We start from the raw sequence: 25,407 nt of genomic DNA, 5'->3' as shown, positions 1-25,407 counted from the left end.
ATGTTTAGCAGAATCCTCCATAGACCAGTACTTGCCATAGTGTCGTCTATCATCATAGTGTTTGCGGGCTTGTTGGCAATCAATCGTTTACCAGTATCGCAGTTTCCCGAAATAGCCCCCACAACAGTGAATATATTCATTGCCTACCCGGGCGCTAGTGCCGACGTGCTCATCAAGTCCACCATCATTCTCTTAGAAACAGCCATCAACGGGGTAGAGGGCATGCGTTACATTACCTCCGACGCTACTAGCGCCGGTGAGGGTACTATACAAGTAATTTTTGAACCGGGTACTGACCCCAACGACGCGATGGTGCGGGTCAAAACGCGTGTAGACCAAGTAATGCCTCTGTTGCCTCCTTTGGTACAGCGCGAAGGGGTGATTATCACCCCCATTCAGCCTAGTATGCTCATGTATGTGAACTTATATAGCACAGACAAAGAAGCAGACGAGAAATTCCTCTACAACTACGCTTATACCCGGATGATTCCGGAGATTCAACGCATCAAAGGAATTGCCAGTGCCAAAATATTGGGGAGCCGCATCTATGCCATCAGGGTATGGCTCAACCCCGACCGCATGCGTGCCTACAATGTGTCGGCAGAAGAGGTAATGGAAGCTATGATGGAGCAGAGCATCATAGCCCGCCCGGGGCGCTTGGGGCAAAGTTCTGGCAAACAGGCTCAGTCGCTGGAATACGTCTTGATTTATCAAGATAGATACAACAAACCGGAGCAATACGAAAACATCATCATACGCGCGACCGAAGAAGGCGAAATCTTGCGCCTCAAAGACATAGCAAGCGTAGAGCTGGGCTCTGAGTTTTATGACATCTACTCCAGCTTAGACGGGCGCCCGTCGGCTTCTATTGTGCTCAAACAAACCGTAGGCAGTAATGCACAAGAGGTAATCGAGCAGACGAAAGCCAAGCTCAAAGAGCTGGAAAAAGATTTTCCGCCCGGCATGAAATATAGCATTAGCTATGATGTGTCGCGTTTTTTGGATGCCTCCATTGAGCAGGTAGTGCACACCCTACGCGATGCTTTTATCTTGGTGGCACTGGTCGTATTCCTCTTTTTGGGCGATTGGCGTTCTACGCTCATTCCCATCATCGCCGTGCCTGTGTCGCTTATTGGGGCTTTCTTTGTCATTTCTCTGCTGGGCTTGTCCATCAACCTCATTACCCTTTTTGCTTTGGTGCTGGCTATTGGTATTGTAGTGGACGACGCCATTGTGGTGGTCGAAGCCGTGCATGCCAAAATGGAGCACGACAATCTGTCGCCTTATCAGGCAGTGCAGAAAGTGATGGGCGAAATCAGTGGGGCTATCATTGCCATTACCCTCGTGATGGTATCGGTATTTGTGCCCATTACCTTCTTGTCGGGTCCCGTAGGCGTCTTTTACCGCCAGTTTTCTATCACCATGGCGAGTTCCATCATCATTTCGGCATTCGTGGCACTTACACTTACGCCGGTGCTGTGCGCCATGATTTTGAAAAACCCCCATTGGAAACCAGCAAAGAAAAAAACACCCGTCGAGTGGTTTATCGATAAATTCAATCGTTGGTTTGAGCGCCTGACCGGCAGATATGTGAGCATCCTTAGCAAAATAGTAGACCGTCGTCTGGTAACGCTCGCTGTGTTGTTGGCATTTAGTGCCGGTATCGTGGGTGTTAACAAAGTACTCCCTTCCGGTTTTGTGCCCAATGAAGACCAAGGAACCATTTATGCCATCATACAGACACCGCCCGGTTCTACACTAGAGCGCACCAACGAAATAGCGCGGCAACTGCAAAAAATATGTGAGAAAATCCCCGAAGTGGAATCGGTTACTTCACTGGCTGGCTATGAAATCATGACCGAGGGGCGGGGCTCTAATGCTGGTACTGTGCTGGTGAACTTGAAAGACTGGTCGCAGCGCAAACGTTCAGTACATGAAATCATGGAGGAGCTCGAAGAAAAGTCGCAAGGCTTGGGGGCTATTATAGAATACTTTGAACCACCCGCAGTGCCCGGTTTTGGTACCTCTGGCGGCTTCTCGCTGCGTTTACTCGACAAAACGGGCTCTTTCGATTATCAAGAGTTTGACCGCATCGTCAAAAACTTCATGGATGAGCTGCGCAAGCGAAAAGAGCTTACTGGTTTGTTTACCTTCTTTGCTGCCAACTATCCGCAATACGAACTGATGATTGACAATCAGGTGGCTATGCAAAAGGGCGTTTCTATTGGCAAAGCCATGGAAAACCTGAACATACTTATAGGCAGTACCTACGAGCAGGGTTTCATTCGCTTTGGGCGTTTCTTTAAAGTATATGTGCAGTCAGCGCCGGAGTTTCGTCGCTTCCCTTCCGATTTGCTCAACCTGTATGTAAAGAACGAAGCAGGGGAGATGGTGCCTTATTCGGCTTTCATGCGCATGGTGAAGCGGCAGGGTCCCAACGAGCTGACACGCTACAACCTCTACAACTCTGCAGCGATTCGCGGCTTGCCAGCGCCGGGTTATACCACTGGCGATGCCATCGAGGCTATCAAAGAAGTAGCTGCTAAAACCTTGCCCAAAGGGTACGACATAGCATGGGAAGGTTTGTCCTACGACGAAGCAAACCGAGGGAATGAAGCGCTTTATATCTTCATCATTGTAATTGCCTTTGTGTATTTGGTGCTGGCTGCTCAATACGAAAGCTTCATTTTGCCGTTGGCGGTGATACTGTCGCTGCCAGTGGGTATCTTCGGCTCTTTCCTTGCCTTGAAGCTCATGGGCTTAGCCAATGACGTGTATGCACAGGTAGCCCTTATCATGCTGGTGGGGCTCTTAGGCAAAAACGCTGTGTTGATAGTCGAATTTGCTGTCCAGAAGCATCAACAAGGCACGAGCATCCTACATGCTGCCATTGAAGGGGCAAAGGTGCGTTTCCGCCCCATCTTGATGACCTCTTTTGCCTTTGTGGCAGGTTTGATACCTCTGGTGATTGCTCATGGCGCCGGCGCCGTAGGCAACCGCACCATTGGGAGCTCCGCCATGGGAGGCATGCTCATAGGTACCGTCTTTGGCGTGTTCGTGATTCCTGGGCTTTACTATCTCTTTGCCAAGATGACCGAAGGCAAGCATCTCATTCAAGAGCAAGAAGAATCGCCCCTGAGTGAGGAAATAGTAGAAGATGCACGCAAAGCCAGCATGTTGAAAAAGTTGATGCATTTGGATGTGGTGTGGAAAGCTGCCGAACGCAAGGCTAAAAGCAGAAGTGAAAACAAAAACAATTCAAAAGACGATGAAGACAATGCATAAGGTGAAAATATATGTGTGGGCGGTGCTGTGGCTTGTATTGGCAGGGGCATGTGTGGGTCCGCGCTACACCCTGCCCGATAGCCGGGTGCAGTTGCCTGCCACTTTCGGCAAAACTGCCGATACGCTTGCTACGGTGCAGCCCGACTGGCGCACTTTCTTTGAAGACAAACAGCTGCAGGCACTCATCGACTCGGCGCTCCATCACAACAGAGAGTTGAACATATTGCTGCAAGAAATCGTCATCGCTCAGAATGAAGTGCTTGCTCGAAAAGGGGAATACCTGCCTTTCGTACGCTTGGGCGCCGCCGCCGAAGTAGACAAAGTGGGAGAGTACACCCGCTACGGAGCCGTAGAGAAACAGTTGGACATACGTCCGGGCGAGGTGTTTCCCGAGCCTTTTTCGCACTTCGAGCTGGGGGCTTATGCTTCTTGGGAAATAGACATATGGAAGCGCTTGCGTAATGCCAAAAAAGCAGCTGCCTTGCGTTATATGGCAAGTATTGAAGGGCGTCGCTTCGTGCAAACCCAAGTGATTGCCGAGGTGGCAGAGGCATACTACGAGCTGATGGCGCTGGATAATCTCTTGGCTATTGTCGAGGAATATGCCCGTATACAAGAAAATGCCTTGGAGCTGGTGCGTCAGCGTCTACAGGCAGGGCGTGATACCCGTCTGGCAGTCAATCGTTTTGCGGCGCGTTTGCTCAAAACCAAAAACCTGCGCTATGCCATCCGGCAACGCATCACCGAAAACGAAAACCGCCTGCGTTTCTTGACAGGTCAGCTGCCCGATTCTATTGTGCGCTCATCGGGGCGCTTCCTTGAGTTGCCGGCAGATTCCATCTTGACGGGTGTCCCCGCCCGTTTGCTGCAAAACCGCCCGGATGTGCGCCGTGCCGAGCTGGAACTTGCAGCTGCCAAGTTGGATGTGCAGTCAGCCAGAGCGCTGTTTTACCCTTCGTTAGACCTGCGCGCAGGCATAGGCTTTCAGGCTTTCAATCCGGCATTCCTGCTGGCGCCTGAATCCATGCTCTATAACCTTGCCGGTGATTTGATGGCACCGCTTATCAACCGGAACGCCATAAGAGCCGCCTACAACTCAGCCAATGCCCGTCAGTTGCAGGCGCTTTATGCCTATGAACAGACTTTGATTCAAGCTTATACCGACGTGGTGAACCAACTGGCAAAGCTGGACAACTACACCCAAAGTCTGCAGCTGAAAAGCGAAGAGGTACGTATCCTGACCGAGTCTATTAACATTGCCAATGCTTTGTATCGGGCAGCCGACGCCGATTATCTGGAGGTCTTGCTTACCCAAATCGAAGCCATGGACGCCCGTTTGGAACTGGTAGAAGTGAAACTAAAACAACTGCAAGCGAAGGTGCAATTGTATCGCGCTTTAGGAGGTGGCTGGCAATAGAAAGGAGTGCACAAGCCATCAAATGCAAACAGCACTGCCTGCTTCGGGTAGTGCTGTTTTTGTTGTTTTGAGCCGTAGCTGATGCTGTTCCAGAAAGTGTGTAGTGTGTAAAGTGAGGTTTTGGTGAAATATAATTAACGACTAAAATTTTAGAGAGTGTTATATAAAGTATTTTGTTCAATATTTTCTCATATGAACTCTTTGCCAAATAAATGCAAAAAATGCGGTAGTCAGAGCGTAGTAAAAAATGGGGTAGTCAGACATAAGTAATGCAAACATTGTGGTTATAATTTTATCATTGGAGATGCAGGAGAAAAGTAAAGCCAGAAACAAAAGCTCTTACTCTGTTACTTTATGACAGTGGTAAAGCAACTGCTGGAATGATAGCACGACTTGTAAATGTGAGTCGTACGTAGAACCCAAAGGCATAAGGCTGGCAAGCTGTGGATTGTCTTAGAGGTAAAACCATCGGTGGATTATTGGCAATCGTGATGCTCAAAACTTCAAGAAATTATGTGAACGATTAAAAGACAAGGCTGAGAGATTTTATGATTGGGAAGTTTATAAAAAGATAATACCAGAAGATAAGTTGATACAAAGCATAAAATAGAGCAGAGCAACTCGCATGTAAGGCATTATCTTGGGCGGATAACAAGAAAAAGTAAGATAGTATCAAAATCTATAGAGAGAATAGATATTTCATTAAGAATAAGCTGTTGTCTAAATAAATATGGATTCTATGAAATTTTTCCAAACAAGTTTTTATCTATCTTCACTTAACACTCTCTAATTTTACTTTTTTCCTTAATTTTAGAAGAGGCAGTATGTCGCGAATTTCTTCAATGTGCACTCAAAAATATGGCTCAAGGACTTGACATTATTGTAATAGATTGGTATTTTAAAAGAAGAAAAGTGGAGACCAGAAACCACTATAAAAAACGGGGCGATTCCGAAAAGCCATACGAGTAGGGACAACTTTAAAATGAAAGAAGTATGAAAAAAAATCTTTTAAATTTAGTTTTTGCATTTGCTATTTCATTTCTAGCTACTTCCTGCTACACCCTGACTTATTCAGTTGGCGAAGGAGCTAAAACAGGTGTTGAGGTTAGGGAGAAAAACCATTATTTAATTGGTGGGTTAGCTCCACTTAAAACTTCTGACCCCACGAAAATGGCTGGCAATTCAAAGGATTACACCGTAACTATCACACACACATTTATTGATGGTTTAATAAGTTATTTAACTTTTGGACTTTATACTCCAACCACAACCATTGTAAAAAAATAGTTTTAAACCACAGTCAGGGTTGCGTATCCGTAGCCCTGACTTATTTTAAATTTTAAGAAATGAAAAAGATTGCCCTTATAATAATAGGAATTGCTCCATCATTGACCGTTTTTTCAGGGCTTTAGATATTTTCCTGATTATAACGCTCTGACAGAATGCGGTAAAGGTTACTTCTGGGGCTCAATAATTTTGTTGGTCATAGGATTGCTATTGATTTATTTTGGAATTAGCAAAAAGAAAACAGCTGATTGGCAAAAAAATGCAAATTGACAGAGCAATGCAAAAAATGCGGTAGTCAGTGCCTAAAATACCTTGGAATTTTTCGTTGTTTTCTTGACCGAAAAGTTCACTTGCTTCTTTTTTTGCGAGCAGTTCTTGTTTGATATTTTTGATAACTTCCTTTGCTTCCTCCCACTGTAAAATAAATTTTTCTTTTCCACCCTTTTTTAAGGTCAGTTTTTCTTTATCATATTGTTCCAGCAAAGTCAGTGTTTTAGCGTAATTTGAAAGCAAGCTTAAAATTTCCTGTTCTTGTCCGGCAAACAACTCGTGTTTTGCCTTCTCTTGAAGCAAGGCAATCGTTTCCTGTAAATCTTTAAGTGTGTTTTGGGTCTGAAGTAGTCGTTGCTCGTTTAGGGTGTAGCCTTTGATGATGTGTTCTTTGAGCGTTTTAGTTGCCCAGATGCGGAATTGCGTGCCACGAAGCGATTTAACTCGATAGCCCACCGAAATAATCACATCAAGATTATAAAAATCCACTTGTCTTTCTACTTCTCTTTTGCCTTCTTTTTGAACTATCCGGAATTTCCGGATAGTTGCTTTTTCAAGCAATTCTCCTTCTTTATATATATTTTTTATGTGTTCATTTATTGTTCTTACATCCTTATCAAAAAGCAAAGCCATCTGCTTTTGAGTAAGCCAGACGGTTTCTTCTTCCAGCCGCACTTCTAACTTCGGTCCGTCTTCGGACTTGTAGATGATGATTTCACCTTTTTTGATTTCTTTTTCTGTCATGGTTTATTTTTTCAACCCGTTCCATCTTGGAACAATTTGAATTACTCCTACCAAATCAACGGCTTAATGAGTTTATAATCCAAATCTCGGGTATTGACTTTTGGTCTGTACTTTCAAAGATAAAAAGCGTCTTTTCGTTTGAAAACCGCGCAAAATCAAACCCTTGCATTCTATTGAAATGTTCTAAAACAAGCTCTTTAGTTAACACTCCTGCTAAAATAGCCATGCACAAAGGCTTTTAATACTTTACTTTGTGCGCTAGTTCACACAGCAAATCAAAAGGGCACAAAGCTTGCCTTTTGTGCCCTTTCAAAAAGTGTAAGTAGATGCGTACATTTATTTTGCACGCGATACATATTCGCCGGTGCGGGTGTCGATGCGCACCACGTCGCCAATGTTGATAAAGAGGGGAACGCGTACTTCCAGCCCCGTTTCAAGGGTTGCCGGCTTCAGGGTGCGGGTGGCAGTGTCGCCTTGAATGCCCGGCTCGGTGTAGGTTACTTCCAAATCCACGTTGGGCGGTAGCTCTACCATCACGGCTTCTTCTCCGTCATAGAGCACGAACACTACCATGCCGTCTTTCAGGTATTTGACAGCTTCGCCCACCACCACTTCGTCTACGGGGGTCTGTTCGTAAGTATTCACGTCCATGAAATAGAAGAGGGAGCCGTCGCGGTATAGAAACTGCTGCTCGCGGCGTTCCACACGCACGATTTCGATTTCGTCGCTGGGGCGGAAACGCTCTTCTGCTAAGCGCCCGTTACGCACGTTGCGGAACTTCACTTGATAAAATGCACGCAGGTTGCCCGGTGTGCGGTGCTCATATTCGAGTACTTGCATCAATTCGCCTTTGTAGCGAACAAAGCAACCACGAGTAATCTCATTGACCTGTGCCATATATTTCTCAAGGGTTAAGAAACAAAAATACAATGCCGCAAATTTAGTTTTTTTACCGTTCAAAGAAAATGACACAGATTTTGGGAAACATTCAAAAATATGTTTATCTTTTGACAAGGAAAAACAAACCCCCATGCTTATGAAAGTAAACGAAGGAAAAACCGACCGCTTGATACGCTTTGTGTTGGGCGCTGTACTGCTGGCGCTCTACCTTGCCAACGTGCTTACAGGTACTTGGGGCACGGTGGCTCTGGTCGTTTCTATTGTGCTTTTGGCAACAGCTGCTACAGGGTTCTGCGGTTTGTATGCCTTGCTGGGCATCAATACTTGTCCGATTAAAAAGCAGGAGCAGCAGTCCTGAGAGCCCAATCGCAGGCGTGGCTAAGCATCGTTGCGCGAAACCGCAGCGATGCTTTTTTGTTTATATTGCTTTTCAAAAGAGCAGTTTCATGGCAGAAATTCATATTGTCAATGGTCCCAATTTGAATTTGTTGGGGCGTCGTCAGCCGGAAATTTACGGAAAGCAGCATTTCGAAGCCTTTTTTGAGGAATTGAAAGAGCGTTTTGCTGGTCATCGGCTGCATTACTTTCAATCGAACAGCGAAGGGGCACTTATCGACTATCTGCACAAAGTGGGTTTCGGCAAAGTGGGCATCGTATTGAATGCGGGGGCTTATACGCACACTTCCATTGCTTTGGCAGATGCCGTAGCTGCCATTGCAGCCCCTGTGGTGGAAGTACATATCTCGAATGTGTATGCTCGTGAGTCTTTTCGCCATCACAGCTACTTGGCACCGGTATGCGTGGGCAGCATTGTAGGTTTGGGTTTTGCCGGTTATGCTTTGGCTGTGCAGTATCTGTTAGATGCCCTACAGCATGAAAAGTAGGTAATATTGAATGAGCCCAGCAATGCCGCCCAGCACGGCACCCACGATGATGAGTGTGGTTTCGTCTTCTTCAAAAACAGGATGCAGAAAACGCTCAAACTCGGGAGGGCTCAGTGCTTTCATGCGTTCGCGCAGCTCTTCTTCTATCGACAGGGCGTCTTCGGCATAGGCGAACAGGCGGCGTACCGAAATGGGCAGCTCTTCCATGAAGCGGTAGGTTACTATGTTTTTGATGGCTTCGATGCGGTCGGCAGCCACTGTGCGCAGGATAGCCACGCTGGTGTCGCCTACGGTATGCTCCACCAAGGCTTCTACATGCTTTTCTATGAGCTTGGCAAAGTTTTCGGCACCGGGTCCACGCACCACAAACTCCGTCATGTTTTCTACACTCACTATCTCTTCGCTTACTATTTTGGCATACGCTTCTGCTACTTCTTGCTGGCGTTTCAAAAACAAGCCTTGATAAGTAACCAGTCCAAACAGGTATTTTTTGGGATACAGCGGGTAGAAGATAAGTTTGAGTGCTAACCAGTTAGTGATATACCCCACCATGAGTCCGGCAAGGGGCAGCAGCCACCAAGGGGTATAGAAATAAGAAATGATGGCTTGCGGCAGCCCGAACAAAGCGCCGAAATAAAAGCCCGACCGCTCGATAAACTTGAATTCTTCTTTGCCACACTCCTGAAAAATGCGATTGAGCAGGGCTTTGTCGCGCAGCAATATTTTGATAGCCAGTGATTTGATGTCGAGGATTTCGGTGATATGCTGTTTAAGGTCTTCCATCATCTGCTTGGTGATGTGGGGCAGTTCAGCAGTGATGCTTTGGTAGATGCGCTTTTTTACAAAATCGGGGGTGCGCTCCCAGATGCCTTGCGCTTGGCTTTCCATGACCTCGTTCACTATCTTGCGACTGACCTCTTCCAACGCCGGTTGCATTTCGTGGGCTACGCGCTCCGGGTCTAATTGCGCAAAGCGCTCTTCAATGCGTAGCAGCTTGGTTGTAATCATATCTACGGCTTTGGCTGCCATCTTATGCGCTTTGCCCGGAATGATGCCCTGCCATCCGAAAGGCGGTATGCCCACGTATTCTATGGGGTAAAAAGTCATTTTCAGTGCCAGCCAGTTGGTAAACCAGCCAATAAAACCGCTAATGAGCGGTATGCTAAGCAAAGAGAGCAGGCGTAACCAGTTGATGTCTTCCATAGTGGGGCGGATACTTTAAGCGCTTGGCTTAAAAATAAGAAAAAGCATAGGAAAGATATGGGTGCCTTTTATTATTTTGCAAATTGTTAGTTTTGGGAAACCAATTAAACAACCAAAAAGAACGAACACAATGAAGTTATTAGCAGACAAAGTAGCGATTGTAACAGGCGGTTCGAAAGGCATCGGGCGTGCCATTGCTGCTCGTTTTGCCGAACAAGGCGCTGCCGTAGCCTTCACTTACCTGTCCAGCGAAGAGAAAGCCAAAGCCCTGGAAGCAGAGTTGCATGAGAAATATGGGGTGAAGGTGAAGGCTTATCGCTCCGATGCCTCTCAATTTGCCGAAGCCGAAGCATTGGTCAAGCAGGTGTTGGAAGCGTTTGGCAACATCGATATTCTGGTGAACAATGCAGGCATCACCAAAGACAATTTGCTGATGCGCATGAGTGAAGAACAGTGGGATGCCGTCATCAATACCAACTTGAAATCGGTCTTCAACCTGACCAAGGCAGTCATGCGCACCATGCTTAAAAATCGCAAAGGCAGCATCATCAACATATCGTCGGTAGTGGGGATTCGAGGCAATGCAGGGCAAGCCAACTATGCGGCTTCAAAAGCCGGCATCATTGGTTTTTCTAAGTCGGTGGCTTTGGAATTGGGCTCTCGCAACATCCGTTGCAACGTGGTAGCCCCCGGTTTCATTGAAACAGATATGACCGACGAGCTGGCAAACAAAGAGGAATGGTTGAAAGGAATTCCTTTGCAACGTGGTGGGCGTCCCGAAGAGGTAGCCGACGCCTGTGTTTTCTTGGCTTCCGACATGTCGAGTTATGTAACTGGGCAGGTATTGCAAGTAGATGGGGGCATGCTGACCTAAGCCCATGAACGACTTACTGCAACATATGGCATGGTGGCAAGGGGGCTTGTGTGTTTTGGTAGGTTTAGCCTATGCATGGGGGCTTTATCGTCGCAGCCCCTTTGCACCTGTGCTGAAAAAAATACTTTTTGGCATACGTTTTTTGTTAGTAACCCTCTTAGTGTGGCTCTTATGGGCACCCACATGGCGCTTGCTTGAAAGCTACGAAGAGCCGCCAGTGTGGGTCATTGCCATCGACAACTCCCGTTCGGTGTCTTTGTCTTGGAAAGACGCTACCCAGCGCCAAGAGTTCATAAGGCAGCTGCAAGCCCTGCAAGCCCGTTTGCAGGCACTGGGCTATGAGGTGTCTGTCTTTGATTTGAATGGACCACTGCCGGCGCTCGACTCTCTGCAATTTAACCAAAACCGCACCGACTTAGCATCGATGCTGCGGCGCATACAGTCGCAACATGAAGGGGACTACCTTGCCAATGTGTTGCTGGTATCGGACGGTATCGTGAATGCCGGCGAAAATCCGCTTTACATCTCCTTCCCCTTCAAGCTGCATACCTTGGCAGTAGGGGATACTACCCGCTATCCTGACCTTTCTATTTACAGCTTCAGTACCTTGCGCGTCGTGCAAAAGGGCAATCGCTTTCAGCTCACTGCGGAGGTGCAAAACAGAGGTGCCGGCAACCGTGAGGTACTGTTGCGTCTGAGCGAGGGAACAAAAGTTTTAGAGCAGCGCAGCATCCAAGCTATGGAGGGAAGCATTACCGCCCATACTTTCGAGCTGCGTGCTGCCGAAGAGGGAGTTTTTCAATATACGCTGGAGGTAAGCCCTGTTGCTGGTGAGTTGAATACGACCAATAACCGCCGCTCGGTGGTGGTAGAAGTGATTGACCGCAAGAAAAATATTTTGATTGCTGCTTCAGTGGCTCATCCCGACTTGAAGGCATTGCGCAGCGCTTTGGAACGTACGGGCAACTATGATGTGCAGTTGTATGTGGAAGGAGTAAGTCGCGAGCTGCCGCGCAAAAACTATGACCTGCTCATTGCCTATCAACTGCCTCACCTGCTTCGTCCTTTGTCACCTGCTCTGCAGGAGCTGCTGGCAAGCCCTTTGCCCAAGTGGTGGATTGGGGGCGCACAGACCCATTGGGCTGCCCTTAACCGCATGCAAAAGTTGCTGACGATTTCACCTTCAGGCAACCGCTACGACGAGGTGGGCGGCTATTTTGCCGATGACTTTCGTGCTTTTAGTTTTCCTGCTGCTGAATGGAGCGACGCACTGCGCAAGTTGCCACCTCTGCTGGCGCCCTATGCCGCCTTTACTTTGTTGCCTTCTACTACTGTGTTGATGTATCAGCGGGTGGGCTCGACTCCCACCACTCGCCCCTTGTGGGTCTTGGGGCAAGAGTCGCCACGACAAGCAATCTTACTTGCCGAGGGCTTGTGGCATTGGCGTCTGGAGGCTTACGCTCTGTTTAAAGAGCAAAGCATGGTGGATGAGCTCATAGATAAGACCGTACAGTATTTAACGGCGGAAGGCAGCAAGCGGCGCTTCTTGGTAACTACCAACAAAGCAGACTATGAAGAAGGCGAGCAGGTGTGGCTGGAAGTAGAAGCCTACGACGAGCTGTTCCAGCCTTTGAGTGATTTGAGTTTTGAGCTGCTTTTGCAAGGCGAACAAACGCAAGAGCGTTATCGATTGACGCTAAGCGAAACGGAGCGGCGTTTTGCCTTGACCCAGCTGCCTGCCGGAAAATACAGCTTTGTGGCGAAGGCTGTCATAAATGGTAAGGAAGAGGTATCTAAAGGAGGTTTTGTAGTGCGTAAAACGGAACTGGAGCTGTATGACCGTACGGCACAATTCGACCGCTTGCGTCAGCTGGCGCAAGCAAACGGGGGCACTTTCTTGACGCTCAAAGAGCTTGAAAGATGGATGGCTTCTTTAAGCGAGGCAAAGGCACGTTTATATACCCAAAGTCGACTAATGGAGGTGATTGCTTTGCCTTGGCTCTTCTGGATATTTTTTGCTTTGGCTTCCTTAGAATGGTTGTTGAGAAAGTATCATGGCTACGTTTGATGTTGCATTTTCTATCGTGCCAGTAGCTTAAAATTGTTTACTTTCAACAATTTTAAATTGCTCTTTTGGCTTGATTTTTGCCTCCCGTCTTTTTCATTAACCAAAAGAAATGTAATATGAAGTCCTTTATTGCAATTTTATTGGCGTTACTTAGTGTAAATGCCTATGCTCAATGCGAGCAGGCTTTCTTCTCTTTTGATGAAGGGACTACCCTCCAATATACCTCTTACGACCAAAAGGGAAGGGAAGAAACTAAACAGGTTACCAAAATCCTCAGAGTGGAGGGCAGTAAGGCAACGGTTCATACCGAGATGTATGAAAAAGACGGAGATAAAATCTTCGATAATGAATATACGGTGCTTTGTGAAGGTGACCATGTAAAAATAGACTTTCGGCAGTTTGCGCTGGGCAACCTGAACGAAAGAAATACGAGAGATATGGAAGTTGATGTGAAAGGTGAATTTATGGAGCTGCCTAATAACCTAAGTCCCGGACAGGTACTGCCCGAAGCACGAGCAACCATTACTTTTAAAATACAAGGCGCTCCTATGACCATGACTCAAGAGATGATTGTTAAACGTACCGTCGAAGCCAAAGAGACGATTACCACGCCTGCCGGTACCTTTGAAACTTATAGGATTGCAGAAACTACTACTACTTCCATGGGTAGAATGGGTTCGGGTCCCACCTTTACTTCCAACAGCAAATCATGGATAGCGAGGGGTATAGGGGTGGTGAAAAGTGAAGCCTATAATAAAAAAGGTAAGGTGATAGGAACCTTCGTTTTGACTTCTTATACCAGATAGTGTGTCTTTTGAATATGTAAGCAGGGAGGCAGTATAAGCTGCTTCCCTGCTTATTTTTTTCACCGCTCCAGCTATTAAAATTTGATGAAAAAAACGAAACACCCGACATGGTCGCCGAGTGTTCGCAGTGGCAAGCGTTATCGGATTTACACTTTGGTAGGTTCCTGCAGCAAGTCCATGAAGTGAATGCTGCTGTATTCCATTTCGTGAATCACCTTTTGCACTTTCGTAACCAAATAGTTGTATGCCAAATAGGCAACGATGCCCACCACCAAGCCGGCAGCCGTAGTTATCATAGCTTCGTAGATGCCCGTGGACAGGTCGCCGGGCGTTACTTGACTTTTCAGTTCGGCAATGCGCATAAAAGCTTTAATCATGCCGGTAACTGTACCCAAGAAACCAATCATGGGTGCTGCTCCCGAAATGGTTGCTAACAGAGGTAGATTCTTCTCTAACTTGTATATTTCAATGCGCCCCACATTCTCGATGGCTGCTTCTATGTTTTTCAAAGGAGTACCCAAGCGACTCAATCCTTTTTCTATCATACGGGCAGTAGGGGTATTCTCCCGCTGACAAAGCATCTTGGCAGCATTGATGTCTCCATTGAGCACTAAGGTGCGTATTTGCTCCATGAAGCCCGGTGAAGTTTTGCTTGCTTTGGTAAGGATGATGATTTTTTGCACAAAGAGGTAAACGGTAACGAAAGAAAGAAGCAAGAGCACGACCATGACCCAACCGCCCTTCATCAGGAGGTCTATCAAATTGATGGCTTCGTCGGTAGGGGTTTCTGGCGTCAGCAGTGCGTTTTGCAGCGTATCTATCTGTAACAGCATAAATCTTTTTCTTTTAGTGTAAAGACGCGTTTAGCTTGCAAATTTACGTGATTGTGTGGTTAATATTTTAAAATCCACAGGTCATTTTTTCCAAGGCGTTGTTGAAGGGCAATCCTGAGGCTGTCGGCTTTCTCTTTGTCGGCATCGAAGCCTACAGCTACCCGGTACCGCCCATCCGATACTATCACCCTTGTTTTCTTTAAGCCTTTATGGAAAAACTCTTCGGCAGCCTTATAGGCATGTAATTTGTTAGTAAAGCTGCCTGCAATGACAAAGTATTGATTTTGTGGGCTGGTGACCGTATAGAATTCTACGGCTTTGTTATAGCCTTCTACTGGCTGTGGGGTAGGCGTGGTATTTGTGGCGGTCGGTTGTGTTTTTTGAGTAGGGGTAGACGGAGTATTGTTGCTTTCATAGTTCCAACTGTTGGCAGCGGTGCTACTCTCTTTTATGCTACTAGTTTCTTCTTCTTTTGCCACTTCTTCTTCTTTTGTAGTAGTAGCTGTTGCCCTCTCTTCATCGAGAGGCAGCGGTTCGGCAGCAGCTGTCTCTTCTGTTGTTCCTGTAGCATCTGGATTTTCTGCCAAACTTTCTTCGTCAGTGGTTTTGGCTTCTGCTTGCTCGTTGTTTGCGCCAAACAAAGCATTGAATGGATTGAGCGAGGGGTCAATGAACAACACATAGCTGGCAAAAAGGGCAATCATGAAAAGCGAGGCTATGACAAGGATGCCTCCCCAGTTGCGCTCTTTTTCTTGAGGTAGGGTAGGGAGTTCCTCATCGGCGCTGCTCGCCGGGCTACTTGCCATACTGGTAAACGCCTGTTGCAGTGTTGCTGCTTCTTCTTCGCTACGTACGACCACTTGTCCGAAGACTTCCGGTAAACCGAAGGCATCGGGTAGGTAGTTTACATCAGGGTCTTGTTCAAACTCTATGCTTTCGTCGTATTGCAGCTTGAAGGTTCCCAGCTCCGGAATGGTGAACTTCTTGTGTGTGCCCAGTTCAATTTTGATGGTGGTGCTGAGGCTTTTAAGAAGGGAATCTACTTCACTGGCGGGCAAATTGGTGTGTTTTTGCAGGGCTTCTTGCAGCTGCCGCTTGTCTGCTTGTGTGTCGGTAGTGAAGACTATCTTGGCAGTGGGCGGCGATATCTTATGGATGGCTGCGTGTATTTGCGCACCTCGATATTGCACTTGCAAACACCCCAGCTCTGGCAGGCACACTTGCCCATGCTGGTAGAGTGTTTCTTTGATTGTTTTAATTACTTCTTCCATAAGACTGCATTTAATCTCTGGCTTTTGGAGCCTTTAAGCATTGGTTTCAGAAACGATAAGAAAGACCTCCTATAAAAGTAATCTTTCTGCTTGGATAGTACAAATAACGGCTGTAAGACTGCCCGAATATGTTGGAAGCCTGTATGAAGGCGCCTAAATGTTCATTGAACTGGTAGCGGTTGTAAAGTCCCATGTCAAAGAGGGCTTGTAGAGTCGTGGTGCTGCCGTCGGGGCGCAGAGCACGTATGCCCCCCATCCATTGCCCCTGCATTTGCACTTCCCATTTAGGCAGTGGCAGCCAGCTCAAGCGGCTATTGAATGCCCATGTAGGCAGGTGGTAAGCTTCGGTGAGTAGCGTTTCTTTGTTGTTGAGTGCATATTTCCAGAGACTGCCTTGCAGCTTCCAGTAGAACCCTCTGCCGTTGTTGTACTCTGCCTGCAAGCTCACTTCGCTTTGTTGCATCATTTCGGTATTGTAGCGTACCACGAAGCGTGCTGAGTCAAGCGAACTGTTCACAAAGAAGGGGCGGTATTGTTGCCACGACACACTCACCAAAGGTTCAAAGCGCCATGCAGGCGAAGGGGTGATTTGTAGTCCGGCATATACTTCTATGGGTATGTGGGTATGAAGAAGCTGTATTTCGGGTGCCAACCATGGGTTTTGTTGTGTCAAGCCATAGAGCGTATTGGCTTGCATGCGCCCGCGCACACCGACTTTTGCAGTGAAATCCACAAGAAAGTGGTACGCCACCGCTACGTCGGGGTAGATGTGTAGGCTGCTGTTGAGGGTGCTGTCGTTGTCTAAGGTGATGCGGGCGGCTGCCTGCAGGTCCCATTGTTCGTTTTGCCATTGGAAATAAGGGCGCCACTGTAGCAACGAACGGTTGATGCGCGAGCTATCGGTGCGCCGGTTATAGAGCCATTCCATGTCCAAGCCTGCTTGCCACAAGCGTATCTTTTGATACTGTATTTTTAGGGGCAGGTGAAAGGTCTGTTCCCGTGCATTGAAGCGGTCGTTGAAGTGGTAAAAAGAGGGTCGGGCTTCTATGCGCCAAGGGCTTTTTAGCTGTACGCTTTGTATGTCCACTTCGAGGTCGAAGCGCTGGAGGTATTGTTTAATAGAATCGCGTTGGATGGATTCAAGCTGCGTGGGCTCGTAGCCGTAGAAATAAAAGCCCCTTCGTTCGAAGCCTGCCGAGGGCTTGACCAACCAACTGGGATGCAGGCGATGGCGACTGCCTATGCGTAGTTGGTTGTAGGCATCGCCCGATTTGTTGTCGCCGCTGGGTCCTGTGGCAGAAGAGCGATGGGTGAAGGCGGCGTGATAGCTGAGCTCGTCCGATACTTTTTGTGCATGCCGTAGCAGAAGCAGGGGGGTGCCATAGTTGCCAAAGCCGCCTTGTATCAAAGTGCCGCTTTGCACTTCTTCTTTACTAATGCGGGCTTTTTGAGGTTCTGTTTGCGCTTGCAGAGGGGCAAGCGCAGGCAAGCTCAGCTCGATGATTTGAAACGAAGGGGTATTGCTGAAACTGCTGTCTTTTATCCAATAAGGGGTGAAGTTTATCCGCTCGAACGAGCGTGGTGCGGGGGGGAGTTTGTTTTCTCGTTCTTTTTCTATGACAAATTCGGCGCTTTCAATACCCGAAGGCGATTGCGCATAGAGGTTGCTTATCCAAATCAACAAAACAATGGCAGGAAGGTATCTTTTCATATTTAACGGTTTCGCTTTTGGGTTTACGTAAAACATGTATTTTCTGTTGTTTGTCGAAAGTTAATGATTTTACCGCCTATTTCATGAACCTGTGCAAGAAAATGGTTCCTGTGGCTATCCAGGGTTGTATTGGTAAAAGAAGCGAACTTTCATAAATTAAGCTACATTTTATCGTCAGTAAAATCAAAACGACACACCATGGCTTATTGGCTGGTAAAAGAAGAACCCGGAAAGTATGCCTTTGAGCAGTTGCTCAAAGATGGTAAAACAGTATGGACTGGCGTGCGCAATTATCAAGCTCGTAACTACTTACGACAAATGCAAGTAGGAGACCTTGTGTTTTATTACCACACAGGCAAAGAAAAACAGCTGGTAGGCATTGCCGAAGTGAGCCGTGCTGCATTCCCCGACCCATCGGCACAGGAAGGCGATTGGGTAGCTGTGGAGCTGCGCCCCAAGCAGCCACTGCCGGCGCCTGTAACCTTAGCCGAAATCAAGCAGCTGCCTGCTTTAGCTGGAATGAAGCTGCTAAAACAGGCGCGTCTGTCGGTGATGCCTGTTAGCGAAGCAGAGTATCAAACCATTTTGCAGATGGCGCAGGACAAGGCTGCCAAAAAACAGTCGTAAAAAGTAGAATTTTAAAACGGTTCTCATTTCCGGCAAGAGCGAAGAGCTTGTTATGTTTCGCAAATCGTTTTATTTGTGCCTCACAGTAAAAGGAACAAGAAGGGCAACAGCCTGTTGCCCTTTCGCATGTCTTACACTTGTTTTAAGCTTCTTTGTCTGGGCTGGTATAGTGGATGCCAGGAATTTGCTGGTCTATCATGAACAATCCTAAACCTTCTTCGCCGATGATGTCGAATAGCTCGAGACAGCGGCGTGCGATATACTCTTCTTCTATCTGTTCACGCACAAACCACTGCATCAACATTTCTGTGGCATAATCATGGTTCTCACGGCACAAATCCACGATTTTGCGGATAGACTGTGTTACCTGGATTTCGTTTTTCAAAGCAGCCTCAAAGACAGCCCGTAAGGAGTCGTAGTCCTGTACAGGTGCTTCTATGGCAGGGGTAAGGGCATGCCCTCCCATGTCGTTGATATACTTGAATATTTTGAGCATGTGGGTGCGCTCTTCGTCTGATTGTTTGTAAAAAAAATTGGCACTGTTTTCAAAACCTTGTATATCGCACCAGCTTGCCATTGCCAAATAGTTTGCCGAAGAGGTAGCTTCAAGCTTTACCTGTTCGTTTAGTGCTTTTTCTATTTCAGCCTGCAAAGAGGTTTTGCGGCGTCCTTTTTCAAGCTTTTTTTCTTTTTTCTTTGTCATAGTTTTTGATATTTTTTTCTTGACTTACTGGATTGATAAAATGAATTTAGCGAAAATTATGAATATGAAAAAGAAAACTGACTGTTCATACCATTTTGTTGCGTTTCATTAAATAACTTTTCAGAATTTGCTCAAAGGGCATGCGCACGTCGGCTTCCACAAAATCGATACCGTATTGTCCGCAACGCAGCTTCAGCGCGCGCACATAACGCTGCATTTGCTGGCGGTATTGTTGCCGCACCTCTTGGGGGTTCAGTCGCAGACGCATGCCACTTTCCAAGTCGATAAACTCTTGCTCTTGGTCGGGGAAATCAAGAGAGGCTTCGGTACGGTAGTCCAATACATGAAAGAGGAGCACCTCGTGGCGGTTGTGGCGCAGGTGCTGAAGCGCCTGAAAGATGTCTTCGACTTGCCGGCTGTGTTCAAGCATGTCGCTGAAGATGATAAACAAAGCACGTTTGCCGGCTTTGTCGGCAAGTGTGTGCAAAACAGGTGCAGCGGCGGTTGTGCCAGATAAGGGCGGGCGCTTGCTTTGCAACAGACTTTGCAGCTGTTCGAATTGCTGCCACAGGTGTGTAGCGGTGCTTTTGAGTTCGCTTTGATAAAGCAGCTGGCGGTCGAAAGTGCATAAACTAAAGGCATCGCGTTGCTTATGAAGTAAATAAGCCAAAGAAGCGGCTGCCATCACGCTGAAGGTGAGTTTGTCGAAATGGGGTAGAGGGTAATACATCGATGAAGATACATCCAAAACCAGATAGGCTCGCAGGTTGGTTTCTTCGTCGTAGCGTTTGGTATATAGGCGGTCGGTTTTGGCATATACTTTCCAATCGATGTGGCGGGTGCTTTCGCCGGTATTGTAGGGGCGGTGTTCGGCAAATTCTACCGAAAAACCATGAAAGGGTGAGCGGTGCAAGCCTACAATAAAGCCTTCGACCAAAGTCTTGGCAAGTAAGCCTATATTGCTAAATTCTCGTATCTGTTCTAAATCAATAGTCCGTTTTGTCATGAATCGTAGCCGTTTCATCAAATATACGCTTTTCGTGCTAATCTTTTGCTTGCCGCAAGGGGCATTGCATGCACAGCAGCAGCTTGCTTCTTGGTGGGCAGCCCAAATGCAGGCGCCCGACTACCGCCAAGCTTGGGATGGGGTGTATATTTACGAATTGACCCAAGACAAAGAAATACTGAATGTGCACGCTGAGCGTTTGCTGGCGCCTGCTTCGGTGATGAAGCTACTAACCACTGCCACCGCTTTGCAGCTCTTAGGACCGAACTTCCGCTATGAAACCGGAATTTATGCTGTAGGGACTGTGTCGGGCAGATGCTTGGATGGTTATTTGATGATTGCGCCTTCGGGAGACCCTTCCTTGGGCAGTCGCTATTTTGCAGATACACTTCCGGCTGCTTTTCTGGAGGCGTTGGGGGCAGCGCTCCGGCACCACGCCATCGATTCAATATCGCGGGGCGTCTGCCTCTTGAAAACGCCTTATGACCCCAACGTAACCCCCGACGGCTGGACGTGGGAAGACTTGGGCAACTATTATGCAGCGCCGGCTTATGAGCTCAATTGGCGGGACAATACCCTTTATGCTTACTTCACGCCCGGCAGTGCACCGGGACAACCGGCGGTGCTGCGCAAAATAGAACCTTCGCTGCCCTTTACTGTGGACTCGTGGGTGAATCAGGTAACTACGGGTGAAGCGGGCAGCGGCGACCGCGTGTATGCCGACCGAGCGGCATATCAAACCCATGGTTTTTTGCGGGGCACCTATCCTATGGGCGGCACCTTCTCCGTGAAGCTGATGATGCACGACCCTACTGTTTATTTCTTGCAAGAAGTGCAGACATTTTTTGAAAAATCAAAAATAAAGTGCCGTTTGTCTGTGGCAGCCCCTTGTCGAGTGGAGCAACCTGCAAATGTGCGACTGCTGTGGACGTATCGTTCGCCTGCCTTGCTCGACATCATCACTGAGACCAACCAAAAAAGTATCAACCTTTTTGCTGAGGGCTTGTACAAAACGCTGGCAATACGAATGGGGTCAACGCGTGCTCACAACGATGCGGCAGAAGTGATAAAAGCTTTTTGGCGGGGGCAGGGAGTAGCGCTTGATAATGCCCGTATTTTAGATGGTAGCGGTCTTTCGCCTGCAAACGCCTTGTCGCCCAAAAGCATAGTAGAGGTCTTGCGTTTTATGGCACATACGCCTTATGCAGAGGACTTTCGCCGAAGCCTGGCACAAGCCGCTCATAGCGGTACTTTGCGCCGTTTTGGTGTAGGCACCCCTCTGGCGGGCAGAGTGTGGGCAAAAACAGGTAGCATGCGCGATGTAGCATGCTTGGCAGGCTATTACCACAGTGTTAGCGGCAGGCGTTATGCCTTTGCCTTGATGATGAACAAAGCAGAGGCTTCTTATACAAAAGTGTTGAGTCTTTACGAGCAACTGCTGCAACAGCTGCCATAGCAACAGGGCTTGCAAGTTACTTGTTTTTGTTTTGGAATTTCAGAAGTAATGTCATATCTTTTAAGATGCTGAAATTATGATAACTGTAAATTGTAACCATCATGCAAAGCCCAGACCATAAGCCGGTGAAGCCACAAGAAGCAGCTCTTCGCCCGATGTCCGATGTAAATGGAGAACAAAGCTTGGAAAATGTACCGCCTCCTTCAGAAGTGCTTGCCAATCGGCATATTTATGACGAGCATTTTGACTTAGAGCTGGGCAAGCTCTTTGCGCAAGACGTAATGGAAATTCTGGATGCTGCCTATTTCCGCTCGCGTCTCATTGACCTTGACCCTTTCCCAAAACGCAACAACCCCAATCGACCGCTGATTTTTGCCAGCAACCATTCGGGCATGGCTTTCCCTTGGGACGGCATGGTGTGGGTTTACCGCGTCCACAAACATTGCCACTATGGACCCGACGCCATCCGCCCGCTGACTGCCCCCATGCTTTCGGCTTCTGTGCTGATGCACCCCTACCAAATAAAATATCTCTGGAAACGCATGGGGTGCGTCGATGCTACTTTCCTGAATTTCGAAACCATGATGCACCAAAATGATTTCAACGTGATGATTTATCCAGAAGGGGTGCCGGGCATAGGTAAAGGCTTTCATCGGCGTTACCAGTTGCAGCGCTTCTCCAGCTCAATGGTGCATATGGCTATCAAATACAAAACCGATATCATTCCGTTCTATACCGTAAACGGCGAATACATCAACCCCTACAGCTACTGCTCTAATTTTTTAAATAAGCTGGTCAATCTGATTGGTATTCCCTTCCTTCCCATCGGCTTCATTACGCCTTTCATCCTGGTGTTTCCTTGGATTTTCTACATGGCATTTCCCGCACGCCTCACCTACATCAAAGGCAAGCGCATCAAGCCTTACGAAATGACAGACAAGCCTTACGAAGAGATGACTTATGAGGATTTTCGCGCCATCGCCGACAAAATACGCGATATGATGCAAGAAGAGCTGAATGAAGCGGTGAAGCAATACGGGCGCAAACCTTATGATTGGAAATCATTCTTCAAAGCTCAATGGAAATGGATTCGTTACTTCCCTTATACTTTGCCCTTTGGCTGGCCTCTGTTGTTTGCCGAATGGGAGCGCGTGCGCATTAAGAAGGGAGACCGCAAGTCTAAACTGAAACTGGGTTTTTTATCCACGTGGCGTATCTTATTCAAAAACCCCAAAGTGATTGCCTACTATCTGCCGTTGATTGGGTGGATACCTTTGGGTATTTCGGGGTTCCGTCGTTTGAAGTAATAAGGTAAAAGGGATATTTGGCAGGCAAAAGACGAGCGGCATCGAGGCATTCCTTCGGTGTCGCTCGATTTATTTTAGATTTTAGAGAGTGCAAGCCAAAAAAAGTTAGTTCATGTTCTTTGCAACTCGCTTTTTATTACGAGTGTAAGCGAGAAATCTCCCTTGCCTCTTTTGGAGGAAGGGAGCTTCCTTACTGTACTTTTGCTTCGTAAGAGAGGATAGGCGGAAGGAGACGACTGCCTGCGTTGATAAAAGTCATTGATTTGCATTTTTCGAGACACCTACATTTGGCAGCAAAACGCAGTTTTATTAAATTGCAGCAATTTAAAACAAGTCTAAATAAAATATGAACCGTAGAAGCGTGGCAGACTTGCGTAAGGGAGAGCGCGCCCGCATTGTGGCATTGCTTGACGAGCAACTCTCTTTGAAGCTTTTTGAACTTGGCTTTTTGCCTAATACATGGGTTGAGCTGGTATTTGTAGCGCCTCTGGGAGACCCTATTGGTGTGCGTATAGACGAAACCTATCAGTTATCGTTGCGAAAAGAAGAGGCAAAAACCATTTTAATCGCTTCCTAAATGAAAGATGCGCACCGCATGAGCAATGAGCAGAAAGTAGGCGTAAAGCGTCGTATCCGAAAAGTGGCATTGTTGGGTAACCCCAATAGCGGCAAAACGACTTTATTCAATGCACTGACAGGATTAAACCAAAAGGTAGGTAATTTCCCCGGTGTAACCGTCGATAAAAAAATAGGCATTTGTCGCCTCACAGCAGGAAACCAGCTGGAAGTGCTGGACCTACCGGGTATTTATAGTCTTTATCCCAAATCGTTGGACGAGCAGGTTGTTTTGGAGGTGTTGCTCAACCCCGAAGGCAAAGACTACCCCGATGCCGTCGTGGTGGTAGCCGATGCCGCCAACTTGAAGCGTCATTTGTTGCTTTGTACTCAGCTTATTGACTTGGGATTGCCCATCCTGCTGGTGCTGAATATGGTAGATGTGGCAGAGAAAGAAGGCATCAGCATAGACACGGAGCAGCTGCAGCAGCTGTTGGGCATAGAAGTGGTAGCTACCAATGCCCGCAAGGGCGTAGGTATAGAACAGCTCAAAGAGAAGTTGACTGAAATCAAACCGTCTTGCCGTTCATTTTATGACGTGGCGCCGTTGATTGACCAATATTTTGAGGCGTCGCTCAAAGAAAATTTGCCTAAGGGCTTGAGTGCCTATGCGCAATGGCTTTGCCTGCATCTGTTCGAGCGTTTGTCTTTTTTGACCGAAGCCCAAAAGGACAGTATTCAGCGCGCTATTTTACATGCCAAAGAGCCTTTCAAAGCGCTGAACCTGCAACGTGAGGAAGTACTGCAGCGCTATGAACAAATTGATGCCATCTTGGCAGAGACAGTACTCAAACAGACCAAAGGCGGGAACTACTCACGCCTAACGAGGCTTTTAGACCGCTGGCTTTTGCATCCGCTGGCAGGCTATGCCACTTTCTTGCTGGTGCTACTGCTTATTTTTCAATCCGTTTTTACATGGGCAAGTGTCCCCATGGACTGGATAGACGCTTCTTTTTCGGAGTTTGTAAATTGGGTACACCTGCAGGGGGGCGATAGCCTCTGGGTGTCGTTTGTAGCCGACGGCTTGCTGGCGGGCTTGGGGGGTATCTTAGTGTTTGTGCCCCAGATAGCTATTCTGTTTTTTCTGTTGGGTATTTTAGAAGAAACCGGCTATATGGCGCGTGTGGCTGTGCTGATGGACAAAGTGATGCGGCAATTTGGATTGAACGGGCGCAGCGTGGTGCCTTTGGTTTCGGGGGTAGCGTGTGCCATCCCGGCAATCATGGCGGCACGCACTATCCCAAATCCCAAAGAACGCCTGATTACCATGATGGTGGTGCCGCTGATGAGCTGCTCGGCACGCTTGCCCGTTTATACGGTGCTGGTGGCACTGGCAGTGCCCAATACGTTGCTGTGGGGATGGCTTAGCTTGCAAGGCGTGGTGATGTTGGGCTTGTATCTGTTAGGTACACTCATGTCGCTGCTGGTGGCTTGGTTGCTTAACCGCTTTTTGCGCATGGAGCAGGGGCGAAGTTTCTTTATGTTGGAAATGCCACTTTATCGCTTGCCCCGCTGGCGCAACTTGCTGCTAACTGTATGGGAGAAAGCCCGCACTTTTGTAGTAGAAGCCGGTAAGGTGATTCTTCTCATCTCTGTTTTGATTTGGGGGCTTGCTTCGTTTGGTCCCGGCAATGCTATGGAAGAAGCCGAGCGTGAGCTGCGTAGGCAGCTACAAGGCAAAGCCACCGACGAGCAAATAGAAAATGCGGTGGCATCGGTGCGCCTCGAGCAATCTTATGCCGGCTACTTGGGGCGTTTCATTGAGCCGGCTATCCGTCCTCTTGGCTACGATTGGAAGATAGGCATTGCTTTGATTAGTTCATTTGCTGCGCGGGAAGTGTTTGTCGGTACCATATCTACGATTTACAGCATAGGCAGCGAAGATGAAATGACGGTGGTAGAACGGCTACGCTCCGAGATAAACCCCCATACCGGTAAGCCAGTATTCAACTTGGCTACGTCTGTGTCCCTGCTTTTGTTCTATGCTTTTGCCATGCAGTGCATGAGTACTATGGCAGTGATGTATCGCGAAACACACGGCTGGAAGTATCCTTTGTGGCAGCTGCTCTACATGTCGGCGATTGCCTACCTGAGTGCTTGGGCTGCCTACCAATGGTTGAGCTGATTGACACCTATTGGT

Annotated in this window: 22 protein-coding genes; 13 read left to right on the top strand and 9 right to left on the bottom strand. The window is 47.6% G+C overall.

Annotated elements, in window-relative coordinates; all coding sequences use genetic code 11:
• The 3 genes from FHS56_RS06350 to FHS56_RS06340 all read left to right on the top strand — a co-directional run bounded on the left by FHS56_RS06350 (position 1) and on the right by FHS56_RS06340 (position 5,989).
• On the top strand, positions 1-3,285 hold the full coding sequence (locus FHS56_RS06350) for an efflux RND transporter permease subunit (RefSeq protein WP_166919062.1): 3,285 nt from the start codon (positions 1-3) through the stop codon (positions 3,283-3,285).
• On the top strand, positions 3,269-4,702 hold the full coding sequence (locus FHS56_RS06345) for a TolC family protein (protein WP_243844171.1): 1,434 nt from the start codon (positions 3,269-3,271) through the stop codon (positions 4,700-4,702). Before FHS56_RS06350 ends, FHS56_RS06345 begins: the two co-directional genes overlap by 17 nt.
• A gap of 993 nt (positions 4,703-5,695) precedes the next feature.
• Positions 5,696-5,989 (top strand): Bor family protein, encoded by a 294-nt coding sequence (locus tag FHS56_RS06340; RefSeq protein WP_166919061.1) that lies wholly within the window; start codon positions 5,696-5,698, stop codon positions 5,987-5,989.
• Positions 5,990-6,196: 207 nt separating this feature from the next.
• On the opposite strand, the gene FHS56_RS06335 is transcribed toward FHS56_RS06340, so the two are convergent.
• From FHS56_RS06335 to efp, 3 genes are all read right to left on the bottom strand, one after another.
• Positions 6,197-7,003 (bottom strand): virulence RhuM family protein, encoded by an 807-nt coding sequence (locus tag FHS56_RS06335; protein ID WP_166919060.1) that lies wholly within the window; start codon positions 7,001-7,003, stop codon positions 6,197-6,199.
• A gap of 55 nt (positions 7,004-7,058) precedes the next feature.
• On the bottom strand, positions 7,059-7,229 hold the full coding sequence (locus FHS56_RS06330; protein WP_166919059.1) for a hypothetical protein: 171 nt from the start codon (positions 7,227-7,229) through the stop codon (positions 7,059-7,061).
• A gap of 110 nt (positions 7,230-7,339) precedes the next feature.
• Positions 7,340-7,900 carry an elongation factor P gene (gene efp, locus FHS56_RS06325; protein WP_166919058.1) on the bottom strand — a complete coding sequence of 187 codons (561 nt, stop codon included), beginning with the start codon at positions 7,898-7,900 and terminating at the stop codon, positions 7,340-7,342.
• A 139-nt stretch (positions 7,901-8,039) separates the two neighbouring features.
• Between efp and FHS56_RS06320 the strand changes: the two genes are divergently transcribed.
• Positions 8,040-8,261 (top strand): YgaP family membrane protein, encoded by a 222-nt coding sequence (locus FHS56_RS06320; protein ID WP_166919057.1) that lies wholly within the window; start codon positions 8,040-8,042, stop codon positions 8,259-8,261.
• Between the two features lie 88 nt (positions 8,262-8,349).
• On the top strand, positions 8,350-8,787 hold the full coding sequence (gene aroQ / locus FHS56_RS06315) for a type II 3-dehydroquinate dehydratase (RefSeq protein WP_166919056.1): 438 nt from the start codon (positions 8,350-8,352) through the stop codon (positions 8,785-8,787).
• Here the strand turns inward: aroQ and FHS56_RS06310 are convergent.
• The gene (locus FHS56_RS06310) at positions 8,770-9,990 is read right to left on the bottom strand and encodes a DUF445 domain-containing protein (RefSeq protein ID WP_166919055.1); all 1,221 of its coding nucleotides are present in this window, start codon (positions 9,988-9,990) and stop codon (positions 8,770-8,772) included. The genes aroQ and FHS56_RS06310 overlap by 18 nt on opposite strands.
• A 130-nt stretch (positions 9,991-10,120) precedes the next feature.
• Here FHS56_RS06310 and fabG point away from each other — a divergent pair, with 130 nt between their 5' ends.
• From fabG to FHS56_RS06295, 3 genes are all read left to right on the top strand, one after another.
• Positions 10,121-10,864 (top strand): 3-oxoacyl-[acyl-carrier-protein] reductase, encoded by a 744-nt coding sequence (gene fabG / locus FHS56_RS06305; protein ID WP_166919054.1) that lies wholly within the window; start codon positions 10,121-10,123, stop codon positions 10,862-10,864.
• A gap of 4 nt (positions 10,865-10,868) precedes the next feature.
• Positions 10,869-12,932 carry a hypothetical protein gene (locus FHS56_RS06300; protein ID WP_166919053.1) on the top strand — a complete coding sequence of 688 codons (2,064 nt, stop codon included), beginning with the start codon at positions 10,869-10,871 and terminating at the stop codon, positions 12,930-12,932.
• A 116-nt stretch (positions 12,933-13,048) separates the two neighbouring features.
• On the top strand, positions 13,049-13,738 hold the full coding sequence (locus tag FHS56_RS06295) for a TapB family protein (RefSeq protein WP_166919052.1): 690 nt from the start codon (positions 13,049-13,051) through the stop codon (positions 13,736-13,738).
• Between the two features lie 146 nt (positions 13,739-13,884).
• On the opposite strand, the gene FHS56_RS06290 is transcribed toward FHS56_RS06295, so the two are convergent.
• The 3 genes from FHS56_RS06290 to FHS56_RS06280 are packed head-to-tail and all read right to left on the bottom strand — an operon-like array spanning position 13,885 to position 17,553.
• Positions 13,885-14,571: a MotA/TolQ/ExbB proton channel family protein gene (locus FHS56_RS06290; RefSeq protein ID WP_166919051.1), complete on the bottom strand. Its 687-nt coding sequence runs from the start codon at positions 14,569-14,571 to the stop codon at positions 13,885-13,887.
• Between the two features lie 59 nt (positions 14,572-14,630).
• Positions 14,631-15,842 carry an HU domain-containing protein gene (locus tag FHS56_RS06285; protein ID WP_166919050.1) on the bottom strand — a complete coding sequence of 404 codons (1,212 nt, stop codon included), beginning with the start codon at positions 15,840-15,842 and terminating at the stop codon, positions 14,631-14,633.
• A 46-nt stretch (positions 15,843-15,888) separates the two neighbouring features.
• On the bottom strand, positions 15,889-17,553 hold the full coding sequence (locus FHS56_RS06280) for a TonB-dependent receptor (RefSeq protein WP_166919049.1): 1,665 nt from the start codon (positions 17,551-17,553) through the stop codon (positions 15,889-15,891).
• Between the two features lie 198 nt (positions 17,554-17,751).
• On the opposite strand from FHS56_RS06280, the gene FHS56_RS06275 reads away from it, so the two are divergent.
• Positions 17,752-18,180, top strand: a complete 429-nt coding sequence (locus FHS56_RS06275; RefSeq protein ID WP_166919048.1) for an EVE domain-containing protein — start codon at positions 17,752-17,754, stop codon at positions 18,178-18,180.
• Between the two features lie 142 nt (positions 18,181-18,322).
• On the opposite strand, the gene FHS56_RS06270 is transcribed toward FHS56_RS06275, so the two are convergent.
• Both FHS56_RS06270 and FHS56_RS06265 read right to left on the bottom strand, forming a co-directional pair.
• The gene (locus FHS56_RS06270) at positions 18,323-18,883 is read right to left on the bottom strand and encodes a ferritin (protein ID WP_166919047.1); all 561 of its coding nucleotides are present in this window, start codon (positions 18,881-18,883) and stop codon (positions 18,323-18,325) included.
• Between the two features lie 85 nt (positions 18,884-18,968).
• Entirely contained in the window at positions 18,969-19,889 is a 921-nt protein-coding gene (locus FHS56_RS06265) for a DUF58 domain-containing protein (RefSeq protein ID WP_166919046.1), read from the bottom strand.
• Here FHS56_RS06265 and dacB point away from each other — a divergent pair.
• From dacB to feoB, 4 genes are all read left to right on the top strand, one after another.
• A complete protein-coding gene (gene dacB / locus FHS56_RS06260; protein WP_166919045.1) occupies positions 19,888-21,345 on the top strand; it encodes a D-alanyl-D-alanine carboxypeptidase/D-alanyl-D-alanine endopeptidase in 1,458 nt (485 codons plus the stop codon). The two genes, FHS56_RS06265 and dacB, sit on opposite strands and share 2 nt — an antisense overlap.
• Before the next feature lie 101 nt (positions 21,346-21,446).
• Complete coding sequence (locus FHS56_RS06255; RefSeq protein ID WP_243844170.1) at positions 21,447-22,652, top strand: lysophospholipid acyltransferase family protein; 1,206 nt, start codon at positions 21,447-21,449, stop codon at positions 22,650-22,652.
• A gap of 346 nt (positions 22,653-22,998) precedes the next feature.
• Positions 22,999-23,229: a FeoA family protein gene (locus FHS56_RS06250; RefSeq protein WP_166919044.1), complete on the top strand. Its 231-nt coding sequence runs from the start codon at positions 22,999-23,001 to the stop codon at positions 23,227-23,229.
• Complete coding sequence (feoB, locus tag FHS56_RS06245) at positions 23,230-25,392, top strand: ferrous iron transport protein B (protein WP_243844169.1); 2,163 nt, start codon at positions 23,230-23,232, stop codon at positions 25,390-25,392.
• Positions 25,393-25,407: the final 15 nt, after the last annotated feature.

This window comes from Thermonema lapsum, assembly GCF_011761635.1.
GTDB lineage: Bacteria > Bacteroidota > Bacteroidia > Cytophagales > Thermonemataceae > Thermonema > Thermonema lapsum.
This window is presented reverse-complemented; position numbering and strand designations above follow the sequence as displayed.

Excerpts from the sequence above, each read along its gene's own strand:
- FHS56_RS06350 (WP_166919062.1), top strand. The coding sequence starts at position 1 with ATGTTTAGCAGAATCCTCCATAGACCAGTACTTGCCATAGTGTCGTCT.
- FHS56_RS06345 (WP_243844171.1), top strand. The coding sequence starts at position 3,269 with ATGAAGACAATGCATAAGGTGAAAATATATGTGTGGGCGGTGCTGTGG.
- FHS56_RS06340 (WP_166919061.1), top strand. The coding sequence starts at position 5,696 with ATGAAAAAAAATCTTTTAAATTTAGTTTTTGCATTTGCTATTTCATTT.
- FHS56_RS06335 (WP_166919060.1), bottom strand. The coding sequence starts at position 7,003 with ATGACAGAAAAAGAAATCAAAAAAGGTGAAATCATCATCTACAAGTCC.
- FHS56_RS06330 (WP_166919059.1), bottom strand. The coding sequence starts at position 7,229 with ATGGCTATTTTAGCAGGAGTGTTAACTAAAGAGCTTGTTTTAGAACAT.
- efp (WP_166919058.1), bottom strand. The coding sequence starts at position 7,900 with ATGGCACAGGTCAATGAGATTACTCGTGGTTGCTTTGTTCGCTACAAA.
- FHS56_RS06320 (WP_166919057.1), top strand. The coding sequence starts at position 8,040 with ATGAAAGTAAACGAAGGAAAAACCGACCGCTTGATACGCTTTGTGTTG.
- aroQ (WP_166919056.1), top strand. The coding sequence starts at position 8,350 with ATGGCAGAAATTCATATTGTCAATGGTCCCAATTTGAATTTGTTGGGG.
- FHS56_RS06310 (WP_166919055.1), bottom strand. The coding sequence starts at position 9,990 with ATGGAAGACATCAACTGGTTACGCCTGCTCTCTTTGCTTAGCATACCG.
- fabG (WP_166919054.1), top strand. The coding sequence starts at position 10,121 with ATGAAGTTATTAGCAGACAAAGTAGCGATTGTAACAGGCGGTTCGAAA.
- FHS56_RS06300 (WP_166919053.1), top strand. The coding sequence starts at position 10,869 with ATGAACGACTTACTGCAACATATGGCATGGTGGCAAGGGGGCTTGTGT.
- FHS56_RS06295 (WP_166919052.1), top strand. The coding sequence starts at position 13,049 with ATGAAGTCCTTTATTGCAATTTTATTGGCGTTACTTAGTGTAAATGCC.
- FHS56_RS06290 (WP_166919051.1), bottom strand. The coding sequence starts at position 14,571 with ATGCTGTTACAGATAGATACGCTGCAAAACGCACTGCTGACGCCAGAA.
- FHS56_RS06285 (WP_166919050.1), bottom strand. The coding sequence starts at position 15,842 with ATGGAAGAAGTAATTAAAACAATCAAAGAAACACTCTACCAGCATGGG.
- FHS56_RS06280 (WP_166919049.1), bottom strand. The coding sequence starts at position 17,553 with ATGAAAAGATACCTTCCTGCCATTGTTTTGTTGATTTGGATAAGCAAC.
- FHS56_RS06275 (WP_166919048.1), top strand. The coding sequence starts at position 17,752 with ATGGCTTATTGGCTGGTAAAAGAAGAACCCGGAAAGTATGCCTTTGAG.
- FHS56_RS06270 (WP_166919047.1), bottom strand. The coding sequence starts at position 18,883 with ATGACAAAGAAAAAAGAAAAAAAGCTTGAAAAAGGACGCCGCAAAACC.
- dacB (WP_166919045.1), top strand. The coding sequence starts at position 19,888 with ATGAATCGTAGCCGTTTCATCAAATATACGCTTTTCGTGCTAATCTTT.
- FHS56_RS06265 (WP_166919046.1), bottom strand. The coding sequence starts at position 19,889 with ATGACAAAACGGACTATTGATTTAGAACAGATACGAGAATTTAGCAAT.
- FHS56_RS06255 (WP_243844170.1), top strand. The coding sequence starts at position 21,447 with ATGCAAAGCCCAGACCATAAGCCGGTGAAGCCACAAGAAGCAGCTCTT.
- FHS56_RS06250 (WP_166919044.1), top strand. The coding sequence starts at position 22,999 with ATGAACCGTAGAAGCGTGGCAGACTTGCGTAAGGGAGAGCGCGCCCGC.
- feoB (WP_243844169.1), top strand. The coding sequence starts at position 23,230 with ATGAAAGATGCGCACCGCATGAGCAATGAGCAGAAAGTAGGCGTAAAG.